At 69.1% G+C, this 12262-nt stretch carries 10 protein-coding genes; 7 read left to right on the top strand and 3 right to left on the bottom strand.

Going from position 1 to position 12262, the window contains the following annotated elements; translation table 11 throughout:
* From DXK32_RS26170 to DXK32_RS26160, 3 genes are all read left to right on the top strand, one after another.
* The coding region (locus tag DXK32_RS26170) for an MBG domain-containing protein (RefSeq protein ID WP_205215830.1) at positions 1–833 on the top strand (833 nt) is incomplete at its 5' end.
* Positions 834–853: 20 nt separating this feature from the next.
* Positions 854–2755: a ShlB/FhaC/HecB family hemolysin secretion/activation protein gene (locus tag DXK32_RS26165; protein WP_114861184.1), complete on the top strand. Its 1902-nt coding sequence runs from the start codon at positions 854–856 to the stop codon at positions 2753–2755.
* A gap of 90 nt (positions 2756–2845) precedes the next feature.
* Positions 2846–3577, top strand: coding sequence for an SDR family NAD(P)-dependent oxidoreductase (locus DXK32_RS26160; protein ID WP_114861183.1), 732 nt, complete (start codon positions 2846–2848; stop codon positions 3575–3577).
* A gap of 55 nt (positions 3578–3632) precedes the next feature.
* Here the strand turns inward: DXK32_RS26160 and DXK32_RS26155 are convergent, their stop codons facing one another.
* Positions 3633–4466 (bottom strand): isocitrate lyase/PEP mutase family protein, encoded by an 834-nt coding sequence (locus DXK32_RS26155; protein ID WP_114861182.1) that lies wholly within the window; start codon positions 4464–4466, stop codon positions 3633–3635.
* A gap of 432 nt (positions 4467–4898) precedes the next feature.
* Between DXK32_RS26155 and DXK32_RS26150 the strand changes: the two genes are divergently transcribed.
* The gene (locus DXK32_RS26150) at positions 4899–5501 is read left to right on the top strand and encodes a DUF2087 domain-containing protein (RefSeq protein ID WP_114861181.1); all 603 of its coding nucleotides are present in this window, start codon (positions 4899–4901) and stop codon (positions 5499–5501) included.
* Between the two features lie 45 nt (positions 5502–5546).
* Here DXK32_RS26150 and DXK32_RS26145 read toward each other — a convergent pair whose 3' ends face one another.
* Both DXK32_RS26145 and DXK32_RS26140 read right to left on the bottom strand, forming a co-directional pair.
* On the bottom strand, positions 5547–6275 hold the full coding sequence (locus tag DXK32_RS26145; RefSeq protein ID WP_114861180.1) for an aspartate/glutamate racemase family protein: 729 nt from the start codon (positions 6273–6275) through the stop codon (positions 5547–5549).
* Between the two features lie 61 nt (positions 6276–6336).
* On the bottom strand, positions 6337–7785 hold the full coding sequence (locus DXK32_RS26140; RefSeq protein WP_114861179.1) for a helix-turn-helix domain-containing protein: 1449 nt from the start codon (positions 7783–7785) through the stop codon (positions 6337–6339).
* A gap of 219 nt (positions 7786–8004) precedes the next feature.
* Between DXK32_RS26140 and DXK32_RS26135 the strand changes: the two genes are divergently transcribed.
* The 3 genes from DXK32_RS26135 to DXK32_RS26125 are packed head-to-tail and all read left to right on the top strand — an operon-like array spanning position 8005 to position 12193.
* On the top strand, positions 8005–9537 hold the full coding sequence (locus DXK32_RS26135; protein ID WP_114861178.1) for an acyl-CoA carboxylase subunit beta: 1533 nt from the start codon (positions 8005–8007) through the stop codon (positions 9535–9537).
* A gap of 23 nt (positions 9538–9560) precedes the next feature.
* Positions 9561–11561, top strand: a complete 2001-nt coding sequence (accC, locus tag DXK32_RS26130; RefSeq protein ID WP_114861187.1) for an acetyl-CoA carboxylase biotin carboxylase subunit — start codon at positions 9561–9563, stop codon at positions 11559–11561.
* A gap of 38 nt (positions 11562–11599) precedes the next feature.
* Positions 11600–12193 carry a biotin transporter BioY gene (locus tag DXK32_RS26125; protein ID WP_081863196.1) on the top strand — a complete coding sequence of 198 codons (594 nt, stop codon included), beginning with the start codon at positions 11600–11602 and terminating at the stop codon, positions 12191–12193.
* Positions 12194–12262: the final 69 nt, after the last annotated feature.

Raw genomic sequence — 12262 nt, 5'->3', positions numbered from 1 at the left:
ACGGCGATGCCGCGACGCTGACCGGCTTCACCACGTCCGGCCTGAAGAACAGCGATGACGTGACGGCTGTGACGCTGACCAGTGCCGGCACGGCGGCCACCGCCGGGGTGGGTGGTTACGCCATCACCGCCTCGTCGGCCCAGGGCAACGGCCTGTCCAACTACACGGTGAGCTATGTCGGCGGGACATTGGCCGTGACGGCCCGGCCGATTGTGGTGACGGCGCATTCCCTCAGCCGCTTGGTCGGCGCGGAGGACCCGGCGCTGACCTACAGCGTTGGAGGGCGCGGGCTGGTCAATGGTGACACGCTCCTTGGATCGTTGGTCACCGCTGCGGCCGATGCTCCCGCGGGGACCTACGCCATCACCCAAGGCACCTTGGCCGCTTCTTCCAACTATAGCCTCACCTACAACCCGGCGACGTTGACGGTTACCCCGGCCGTGACGGTCGAGGTGCAACCGCCGGCACCCAACGCTGGAGGCGGCGGCGCGGAGCCAGCGGCACGAACGGAGGCCTTGGAGCAGATCCTGCCCAGCGTGGTCCTTCCCCGGAATCGGGTGGTGGCCACGGCGTCGCAGGTCGCTCCGCTGTCCCAGAGCCGTGAACCTGCCATGTCCGCCTCATCCACGGATTCATCCGCCGCTGGCGGGGTTGCGGGCTCAACCGCCGCCACGGGCGTATCAGGCCTGGCCGCCGGCAGCCCCACCACCCAGGATGCAACCGGCGCCACCGCGGCGTGCACTGGCGGCGCGGCGTCCAGCAGCGCCTGCACGAACGCCCCGCATCCGGAGAACACGCGCGTCGGTCGCTTCCTCCACTTCTCCATGCGCTGACGAACGGAACGACCCCGGCCATGACCACCACAATCTTCACGGCACCCGCCCGCCGGTACCGCCGCAAGGGCACCTCGATGCCCGTCCGTTCGTACAGCCCGTCACCGTGGCTCGTCGCTCCGCTCATGCTGTCCGCCTTGGCGGAGGCGGTCCTGGGCTCGGCCGCGGCCCAGGTGCCGGTGGAACGCAACCTGCCGCCGGCGGTCGCGGGGGAGGGTGGTGGCCTGCGCTCCGGCGTCGGAACGGCGCCTGATGCCGACGACACCCCGCTCGGCGTCGATCTGGCGGGAATTCGCCTCATCGGGCTGGACGGCACGGTGATCGCCGCGCCGCCGCCGGGCATCACCGTCTCCGGGGTGGAGGGACTCGACGAGCGGCGCTTCGCCGATGCGCTGGGCCCGCTTCTCGGCCGCCCGCTCTCGCGCAAGCGGCTGGCGGATGCCCAGGCCGCCGTCGCCAGGGCCTATCGCGAGGCGGGACGGCCGTTCGTCTCCGTCACTGCCCCACCGCAGGAGATCACCGCGGGGGTGCTGCAGCTGCGCGTCGTGCCCTTCCGGACCGGAAAGGTCCAGGTCAAGGAGGCGGATGGCACCGTTGCCGGAACCGAACTGGCCGCCGCCGTGCGCGCGCCGAGCGGTGCCTTGATCGAAGCCGACCACATTTCCGAGGATCTCGACTGGCTCAACCGCTTCCCTTACCGGCAGCTCAACGGCGTGTTCGAGCCCGGGTCCGATCCGGGGTCCAGCGATCTTACGCTGGAGATCAGCCGCCGCCGGCCGTGGCAGGTCTTCGCCGGAGTGGCCAACACCGGCAGCCTGCGCAACCGCAATCTCGACCGCGCCTTCGTCGGCTTCGCCGCCGGCATCGAGGCCCTGAACGATCTCACCCTGTCCTACCAGCTGACCGGCGGCCGTGACGCCGTCTCCGATCCCGGCTCGCTGAGGCTGTCGGGGAACAAGCGCCCGTCCTACGCCAGCCATGCCGGGCGCATCGTCCTTCCCACCGCCGCGCGTCAGGCGCTCAGCCTGACCCCGAGCGTCGTCGCCACATCCCAGGACGCCGCCGACGGTCTTCTCACCATTCGCAACACCACCGTGGAACTGCCGCTCCTTTACCGTTCGGCGCTGTCCAACATCGATGGCCGTCTCGCCGGATGGGGCGACCTGTATGGCGGCGTCACGCCGAAGTGGTTGTCGCGCAGGGTGCTGAGTCAGGGAACCCGGCTCGCCAGCGGGTCGGCCGGGGTGTTCGACCTGACGATCGGCTGGGGCGGCAGCTGGCCGCAGGCCGGCGGCGGCGCGACGACCATGGACATCCGGGCCGTGGCCAACCGGGCCGGGCTGGTCCCCGGCAACAGCGACGCGGCGTGGAGCCGCTTCTCCAACGGCCGCGTCGATGGCGCCGACTACGCCTATCTTTACGGGGTGTTCAACCGGGTCACCCCGCTCGCCGGCCTGCCTTGGCCGGGTGCCACCTCATGGACCGTCGAGTTCACCGGTCAGTTGGCTGGAAAGGCGCTGCCGGAAACCGAGCAGCTCGCCATCGGCGGGCTTTACGCCACCCGCGGCTACACGCTGAACGACGGCAGCGTCGACACCGGCTTCGTGTTGCGGAACGAGGCCCGGTTGCCGACCTTTTCCGCGCTGGGGCACCTTGGGAGCTCGGGAATCGGGGCGCTCGAGGACACCGTCTCCCCCTTCGCCTTTCTCGATGTCGGTTACGGGCACAACCACAATTTCGACGCCCTCCCCGGCATCGGCGAGCGCGCCGACACGACGCTGGTGGGGGTGGGGGCCGGTGTCGACTACACGCTTCTGCAAACCCTGCAGCTTGGCGTGAATGTCGGCGTTGCCTTGACCGACGGGCCGGAAACCAGCCGTGGAACGCTGACCGCCCAGGCCAGGATGCTGGTTTCCTTCTGACCCGCCGTCCCGACCGTTCGGTGCCCGACGCCGGGGCGGTTGAACCATCGGCGGACCGCCCTACCATCACCCTGCGCGGGATGAGGGCTCATGAACGGCATCGCGGGATTCACCGGTTCGATCCGGGCGGTTGTAATCGGGGCGAGCGGTGGCATCGGCGCCGCCGTGACGCAACGGCTGCTGGAGGATTCCGGGGTGACGGAGGTTGTGGCCCTGTCGCGCCGCCCGGTCGCTCCGGCGGGGAAGCTGCGCACCGGTTTCCTTGACCTTGCCGACGAGCCGTCCATCGCCGATGCGGCGGCGCAGGCGGGGGCGGTCGATCTCGTTTTCATCGCCAGCGGCCTGCTGCACCAGGATGCGGTGCAACCAGAGAAGAGTTGGCGGACGCTGGACCCGGCTGCCATGGCGCGGCTGTTCCAGGTCAACGCCATCGGCCCGGCGCTGGTTGCCAAGCACTTCCTGCCGCGGATGCCGCGGCGCGGCCGGGCGGTCTTCGCGGTTCTGTCCGCCAAGGTCGGCAGCATCGCCGACAACCGGCTTGGCGGCTGGTACGGCTACCGCGCGTCAAAGGCGGCGCTCAACCAGATCGTCCGCACCACGGCCATCGAACTGGCGCGCTCGCGACCGGAGGCCGTCTGCGTCGCGCTGCATCCGGGCACCGTCGACACCCCCCTGTCGCAGCCGTTCCAGGCCGGGGTGGCCCGTGACCGGCTGTTCAGCCCCGCCGTCGCCGCCGGGCATCTCCTCCACGTCCTGGGAGAGCTGACGCCAATGGACAGCGGCGGGCTGTTCGCCTGGGACGGCCGGCGCTTGCCCTATTGAACCGGCCGCCCCGCTATGGCCCACCGCACCGCCGGCGCCTCGTCCCTTCGGCCGCTCACCGGTCTTGCGTCCGGAAGAATCCGTTGAGCGCGTCGAACGGTTCGGCCTCGCCAAGGGCATCGAAGCGTCCATGATCGGCCAACATCCGGGCCGCCCGGAGGAAGCCGCCCCAGGCGGCGCGGTTGAGCCCGCTGCCCAGGCTGATGCGCCGCACGCCCAGGGCGGCGATCTGCTCCACAGACAGGCCGATGGGCGAGGAAACCAGCAGGTTGAGCGGTTTCGGGCGGACGGCGTCGACCGCCGCCTTGATGTCGTCCGGTGTCCGCAAGCCCGGCGCGTAGAGCACATCCGCTCCCGCCGCGGCGTAGGCCGGCAGGCGACGCAGCGCCTCTTCGACGGCCGCCGGGTGGTTCACCAGCAGGGACTCGCAACGGGCGGTCAGGAGGACGCCGGTTCCCCGCAACGCCTCCGCGGCCGCGGCCACGCGCTCGACGGCGTGATCAAGATCGTACAGCGGCTTCGCCGGGTCGCCCGTGGCGTCCTCGATCGACAGGCCCGCCACGCCACTGTCGGCGCACAGGCGCACGTTGCGCGCCAGCCCCGCGCAGTCATGGGCGTAGCCGGACTCGAAATCGGCGTTCACCGGCAGGTCGGTCGCCGCGACCATGTCGGCGATGTGCGCCAGCATGTCGCCGCAGGGCACCGCCCACTCGGCATCGGGAAGCCCGCGCGCGAAAGCGAAGCCGGCCGAGGTGGTGGCCAAGGCGGGGAACCCGAGATGCTTCAGCATCATGGCGCTTCCGACGTCCCAGGGATTGGGCATGACGAAGCAGCCGGTCCAGTGAAGATCGGCGAAAGCGGCGCGGGCTTGGCGGTGATGATCGGCCATCACAGGGGCTCTCCAGGGCGACGGATCAACCTCGGCAGGCTGACGTGGGCGGGCTGACGCGGGAAGTCTGACGCGGGCAGGGTACGCTTTCATTCCCGTGCCGTCTTCATCCCTGTGTCGTCCAACCGCTGAACGGGGTCGTCGCCTTGCCTGATCCCGGACGTAGAGCCGTTGCCGGCACGGCGCAAGGCACCTTGCGGCGTGTGGTCCGGGGAGCCGGGGGGCGCTCTGCGCTGAATTGCCGGTTGCCGTTGCGGCCGCCTTGCGGTAGAAACCACGTCTGGTCGGCAGTTCACCAAGGCGTCGCCGCCCCCTCGAGGGGAGCTAAACCTGCCATGATACCCTCTCGACCGACACCTCATCGCGTGCCGCGTCGGAAGTCGGCGACCACCGGCATCCCTTCGCGGATTGGCGCGTCGTGAGGATGACTCCATGTCCAGAACACCGCTGCCCTACAGCGCGGGCGATATTTCCGCTCTTGCGCGCTCGCTGCGCGCGCAACTCGCCGGCCGGGCCGAGCCGCCGGGCCATGTTGAATGGCTCAACATGCTGGCCAAGGCGGTCGGCTGCCGGAACTTCCAGCATTTCCGGGTCCAGACCCAGACCCAGCCGGAGACTCAGGCCCAGCCGGCGGAGCAAATCACGGCGCAGGACCTTGCCGGAATGTCGGTGGACGCGCCGCCGCCGGTCGATCCGGTCCGGCTCCTGAAGGTGGCCCGCTGCTTCGACGCCGCCGGCGCGCTGTTGCGCTGGCCGCCGAAGCGCAGCGAGCGCGACCTGTGCCTGTGGGTCCTGTGGTCGCGGATCGACGCCGGCCGGGCGATGAGCGAGGGCGAGGTGAACGATGTCCTGCGCGGCGCCAACCGGTTCGACGACCATGTCCTGCTGCGCCGGGAGCTGTGTGACTTCGGCCTGCTCGACCGGACGCGCGACGGGCGCGTCTACCGGCGTGTCGAGTGCCGGCCGCCGCCGGAAGCGCTCGCCATGATCCGCCGCCTGAAGGCGGCGCCCGTCGCCGGACGGGCGCCGTCCTGAGGCGCCGCGTCGCTGGCGGGGCGGTGGTGGCGGGGCGGTAGTGGCCTAGGCGCCCAGCGCGAAGGCCACCGCCGCGTCGGTGTGGAGCGCCGTCGTGTTGAACATCGGGATGTCCGGCCGGTCGGCCTGATCGACCAGCAGGAAGATCTCGGTGCAGCCGAGGATCACCCCCTGCGCCCCGTCTTCGGCCATGCGGTCGATGATCTCCAGGTACTGGGCCTTGGACTCCGGGCGCAGGTCGCGCCGCACCAGTTCGTCGAAGATGATGCGGTCGACCGTCGCCTTGTCGGCGTCGGACGGCACCATGATCTCGACCCCGAAACGCTCCTCGTAACGGCGGCGCAAGTCCTCGGAGAGCATCGTCGCCATGGTGCCCAGCAGGGCGACCCGAGACAGGCCGGCGGCCCGCATCGCCGCGCCGGTCGGGTCGGCGATGTGGATGAAGGGGGTGGCGCGGTCGGCCATGATCGGCTCGACCACCCGATGCATGGTGTTCGACACGCAGAGGATCACGTCGGCCCCGGCGCGCTCCAGCGCGTCGACCTTGCCGGACAGGTAGCGCTGCGCGGCGTCCCATTCGTTCCGGCGGACGAAATGCTCGATGTTGCCGAAATTGACGCTGACGATGACGATCTCGCCGTTGTCCCAGCCGCCGAAGCGGGCGTTCAGACCCTCGTTCAGCAGGCGGTAATATTCGGCGGTGGCCTGGTTGCTCATGCCGCCGAGGACGCCGATGGTCTTCTGGGGCAAGGGCCGGGCGGTGGGCGTCGTCATGTCGTGATCCTATCGGTTGGGCCGCGGATGATAGAGCGGCCGCAGCGGAATCGCCAACCCCTCAGGCCTTTTCCACGGTCCGACCCTCCTGGGTGAACAGGTAGGGGACGAAGCTGCGGTGGTGCTCGTCCACCGACAGCTGGCTGCCGATGGGCGGGAAGGCGCGCTGCTGGCAGTCGGTGCGCTCGCAGATGCGGCAGTTCACGCCGATGGGCACGGCGGCGGCCTCGTTGGAGGTGTCGATCCCGGCGGCATAGACGATTTCGTTGGCGTGGGTCGCCTCGCAGCCGAGCCCGACGGCGAACTGGCGCGACGGCTTCAGATAGGCGCCGCCGCGCTTGGTCACCGTGCGGGCGATGCCGATGTAGGTGATGCGGTCGGGCATGGTGGCGAACTGCACCAGGATCTTGCCGGGCTGGGCGAAGGCCTCGTGCACGTTCCACAGCGGGCAGGCGCCGCCGAAGCGCGCGAAGTGGAAGCGCGTCGCCGAATGGCGCTTGGTGATGTTGCCGGCCATGTCCACCCGCACGAAGTAGAAGGGCAGGCCGCGCGCCCCCGGCCGCTGGAGAGTGGACAGCCGGTGGCAGACCTGCTCGAAGCTGGCCCCGAAGCGGCTCTGCAACTGCTCCACGTCGTGGCGCAGCGCGCGGGCCTGGGCGGCGAAGGCGCGGTAGGGCAGGACCAAGGCGCCCGCGAAGTAGTTGGCGAGCCCGACCCGGCAGATCGACCGCGCGTCCTCGCTGGAGAACTTCGCCTGGGCGACCCGCTCCTCGATGACGTCGCCGAAGCCCAGCAGGGCGATCTGGTGCGCCATATGAAAGGCGCGGCTGGGGCCGTTCAGCAGGGCGGACAGGCGCAGCGTGCCGGTGCTGCCGTCGTAGCTGCGCATGGCCGTCTCGCCGTCGTCGGCGACGATCTTCACACGAACGTCGTGCCGCCGCTTCAGATAGGCGGCCAGCTCGTTCAGCAGGGCGCCGGAGTGGATTTTCTCCGTGTCCCACAGCGTTTCCGCCGCCTCGTCCAGCGGGCCGATGTAGTTGTTGCAGTAGTGGAAATAGTCGCGGACCTCCTCGTAGGGGAACTGCGGCCCGGCGAAGGCGTCGCTCGGCTCCTGGTTGGACAGGCTGTCGGCCAGCGACTGCACCCTCTCGTGAAGCTTCTGATAAGCCTGATGCAGGCTCAGCACGCGGCGGGCCAGCTCGGGGCTGGAGCCGACGGCGCTGCGAAGCTCCGCGTTGGTCAGCGGCGCCCCGGCGAACAGCGGGTCGGCCAGGGCCTCGCGCAGGTCGGCGACCAGACGGCTGTCCTCGTCCTCCACGAAATTGGACAGGTCGACCTCGAACACGGCGGAGATCTTCAGCAGCACCGGCAGGGTCAGCGGGCGCTGGTTGTTCTCGATCTGGTTCAGGTAGCTCGGCGACAGGTCGAGCGTCTTGGCCAGCGCCGCCTGGGTCAGCCCGCGCTGTTCACGCAGGCGGCGGAGCTTGTAGCCGAGGAAGAGCTTCTGCATGGACCCGCCTATCACCCGAAGATTATGTCGAAGTGCATATTTGCAATCTTGGCAAACCGCGCGCTGCGTTTGCAAAGATGTTCGCAACTTCGCACATTTTTCCCGCCCGGCCAATTGCCCTGTTGCAAATCTTGTGAATAATCCAGGCGTTCCGGTGAGGGGACCGCTGCCACAAGGTTCGCAAGGTCCTCCGCCGCTCGCCAAAGTGGGAAACGCCTGATGCAAGAAATTCTGGCCAAGTTGGACGCCATGCGCTCCGGTGCGCGGCTGGGCGGCGGCGAAAAGCGCGTCGCCGGGCAGCACGCCAAGGGCAAGCTGACCGCGCGGGAGCGCATCGAACTCTTCCTCGACGAAGGCTCGTTCGAGGAGTTCGACATGTTCGTGCAGCACCGCTGCAACGACTTCGGCATGGAAGGCCAGAAGGTACCCGGCGACGGCGTGGTCACCGGTCACGGCACGGTGAACGGGCGTCTCGTCTTCGTCTTCAGCCAGGACTTCACCGTGTTCGGCGGCTCGCTGTCGGAAGCCCACGCCGAGAAGATCTGCAAGATCATGGACCAGGCGATGAAGGTCGGCGCGCCGGTCATCGGCCTGAACGACAGCGGCGGCGCCCGCATCCAGGAGGGCGTGGCCTCGCTCGGCGGCTACGCCGAGGTGTTCCAGCGCAACGTCAACGCCTCGGGCGTCATCCCGCAGATCTCCCTGATCATGGGGCCGTGCGCCGGCGGCGCGGTCTATTCGCCGGCCATGACCGACTTCATCTTCATGGTGAAGGACAGCTCCTACATGTTCGTGACCGGTCCCGACGTGGTGAAGACGGTCACCCACGAGGTGGTGACAGCGGAGGAGCTGGGCGGGGCGATCACCCATTCCAGCAAGTCCGGCGTCGCCGACATGGCCTTCGAGAACGACGTCGAGGCGCTGCTCCAGCTCCGCCGCTTCATCGACTTCCTGCCGGCCTCCAACCGCGAGCGGGCGCCGGAGCGTCCCTGCACCGACCCGATCGACCGCGACGACCTGTCGCTCGACACGCTGGTGCCGGAGAACCCGAACAAGCCCTACGACATGAAGGAGCTGATCCTCAAGACGGTCGACGAGGGCGACTTCTTCGAGCTTCAGCCCGACTATGCCAAGAACATCATCATCGGCTTCGGCCGCATGAACGGCAGCACGGTCGGCATCGTCGCCAACCAGCCGATGGTGCTCGCCGGCTGCCTGGACATCGACAGCTCCAAGAAGGCCGCGCGCTTCGTGCGCTTCTGCGACGCCTTCGAGATTCCGATCCTGACCCTGGTGGACGTCCCCGGCTTCATGCCCGGCACCTCGCAGGAGTACAACGGCATCATCAAGCACGGCGCGAAGCTGCTGTTCGCCTACGCCGAAGCCACCGTGCCGAAGATCACCGTCATCACGCGCAAGGCCTACGGCGGCGCCTATGACGTGATGGCGTCCAAGCATCTGCGCGGCGACATCAACTACGCCTGGCCGTCGGCGGAGATCGCGGTGATGGGGCCGAAGGGCGCGGTGGAGATCATCTTCCGCGGCGACATCGGCGACACTGCCAAAATCGAGGCGCGCACCGAGGAGTACCGGCAGAAGTTCGCCAACCCGTTCGTGGCGGCGTCGCGCGGCTACATCGACGACGTCATCATGCCGCACGGCACCCGCCGGCGCGTCATCAAGGCGCTGTCCATGCTGAAGAACAAGCAGCTCCAGAACCCCTGGCGCAAGCACGACAACATCCCGCTCTGAAGGCGCGCCGCCCCATGACGACCCTGTTCTCAAAGATCCTGATCGCGAACCGCGGCGAGATCGCCTGCCGCGTCATCCGCACGGCGCGCCGCCTGGGCATCAAGACGGTCGCCGTCTATTCGGACGCCGACAGGAACGCCCTGCACGTCGAGATGGCCGACGAGGCCGTCCACATCGGCGCCGCCCCCTCGGCGCAGAGCTACCTGCTGATCGACCGCATCGTCGACGCCTGCAAGAAGACCGGCGCCCAGGCCGTCCATCCCGGCTACGGCTTTCTGTCGGAGAAGCGCGAGTTCCAGGAGGCGCTGGCCGCGGCCGGGATCGCCTTCATCGGCCCGGACGCCCACGCCATCCAGGCGATGGGCGACAAGATCGAGTCCAAGAAGCTCGCCAAGGCCGCGGGCGTCAGCACGGTCCCCGGCTATCTCGGCGTCATCGCCGACGACAGCGAGGCGGTGACCATCGCCCGCGACATCGGCTATCCGGTGATGATCAAGGCGTCGGCCGGCGGCGGCGGCAAGGGCATGCGCGTGGCCTGGAACGACGAGGAGGCCCGCGAAGGCTTCCGCTCGGCCCAGAACGAGGCGCGCTCCTCCTTCGCCGACGACCGTGTCTTCGTCGAGAAGTACATCCAGCAGCCGCGCCACATCGAGATCCAGGTGCTGGCGGACGGGCAGGGCACGGCCCTGTACCTGGGCGAGCGCGAATGCTCGATCCAGCGCCGCCACCAGAAGGTCATCGAGGAGGCGCCGTCGCCCTTCCTCGACGCCGCCACCCGCAAGGCGATGGGCGAGCAGGCCGTGGCGCTGGCCCGCGCCGTGGACTACAAGTCCGCCGGCACCGTCGAGTTCATCGTCGACGCCGAGCGCAACTTCTACTTCCTGGAGATGAACACCCGCCTCCAGGTGGAACATCCGGTCACCGAGCTGGTCACCGGCCTCGACCTCGTCGAGCTGATGATCCGCGTCGCGGCGGGCGAGAAGCTGACGCTGCGCCAGGACGACATCAAGCTGCACGGCTGGGCCATCGAGTCCCGCATCTACGCCGAGGACCCGTTCCGCAACTTCCTGCCCTCCACCGGCCGGCTGACCCACTACCGTCCGCCGTCGGAGGACCCGCATGTCCGCGTCGACACCGGCGTCTACGAGGGCGGCGAGATCTCCATGTACTACGATCCCATGATCGCCAAGCTGTGCAGCTGGGGCTCGACGCGCGACGCCGCCATCGCCCGCATGCGCGAGGCGCTGGACCAGTATTACATCCGTGGCGTCAGCCACAACATCCCGTTCCTCGCCTCGCTGATGGCCAACCCGCGCTTCGTCGAGGGTCGGCTGACCACCAACTTCATCGCCGAGGAATACCCGACCGGCTTCCACGCCTCCGACCTGCCGCCGGACGACCCGGCGATCCTGATCGCCGTCGCCGCGGTGATCCACCGCTGCCTGAACGACCGCGACATCCAGATCTCCGGCAAGATGCCGGGCAACAAGGTCCGGGTGCGGGACGACTGGGTCGTCGTGATGGACGGCGCGCAGCATCCGGTCCATGTCCACCCGACGGACGGCAGCCCGCAGCGCATCGGCTACACCGTCGATTTCGAGGGCAGGCATCATGTGGTGTGGAGCGACTGGAACCTGGGCGAGCCGCTGTTCCGCGGCACGGTGAACGGCGCGCATGTCTGCGTCCAGGTGGACCGCGTCGGCGTCGGCTACCGCCTGTCCCATTCCGGCGCCCAAGCGCTGGTCAAGGTGCTGACGCCCAACGCCGCGCGGCTCGACGCGCTGATGCCGGTGAAGGCGCCGCCGGACATGTCGAAGTTCCTGCTGTCGCCGATGCCCGGCCTGCTCGTCTCGGTCGCGGTGACCGAGGGGCAGGAGGTCAAGGCCGGCGAGGTGCTGGCCGTGGTCGAGGCGATGAAGATGGAAAACATCCTGCGCGCGGCGCAGGATGGCACGGTGTCCAAGGTGCACGCGACGCCCGGCTCCAGCCTGGCGGTCGATCAGAAGATCCTGGAGTTCGCGTGAGCCAAGCGGGCTCCGACATATAGGGAAAGGTAAGGACGATGGCTTTCGCAAACACGCTTTCGCAGCGTGCCGCTTCGCTTCTCGAGACGGTCGCCCCGCGGGGCGGCCTGCTCACCGCCGCCACCGCGGCGGTTCTGGGCAGCCTGCTCCTGGCCGCCTCGGCCAAGGTGCAGGTCCCGTTCTGGCCGGTTCCGATGACGATGCAGAGCATGGTCGTCATCCTGCTCGGCATGGCCTACGGCAGCCGCCTCGCCACGGCGACGGTCCTGCTGTACCTGCTCGAAGGCCTCGCCGGTCTTCCGGTCTTCGCCGGCCCGGCCGCCGGCCCGGCCTACATGGCCGGCCCGACCGCCGGCTACCTGCTGGGCTTCGTCCTGGCCGCCGGCGTCACCGGCTGGCTGGCCGAGCGCGGCTGGGACCGCAGCCCGCTCAAGGCCGTCGGCGCCCTGGCGATCGGCCATGCGCTGCTGTTCGTTCCGGGCGTCGCCTGGATGGCCGTCCTGTTCGGCGGCGAGAAGGCCGTCGCGCTGGGCCTGACGCCGTTCCTGGCCGCCACGGTCCTGAAGACCGCGCTGGGTGCCGCGATCATGCAGGCCGCCTGGAAGGTCGTCGCCCGCCGGTCGCAGGGCTGAGGGCAGGGGGCGCTTGCTTGCCCCCTCCCTAACCCTCCCCCGCTCTCGCAGGGGAGGGGACTGTTCTCC

It is taken from the genome of Azospirillum brasilense (assembly GCF_003349955.1).
Lineage (GTDB): Bacteria > Pseudomonadota > Alphaproteobacteria > Azospirillales > Azospirillaceae > Azospirillum > Azospirillum brasilense_B.
Note: the sequence above shows the minus strand (reverse complement) of the source record. Positions and strands in the feature narration are given on the sequence as shown.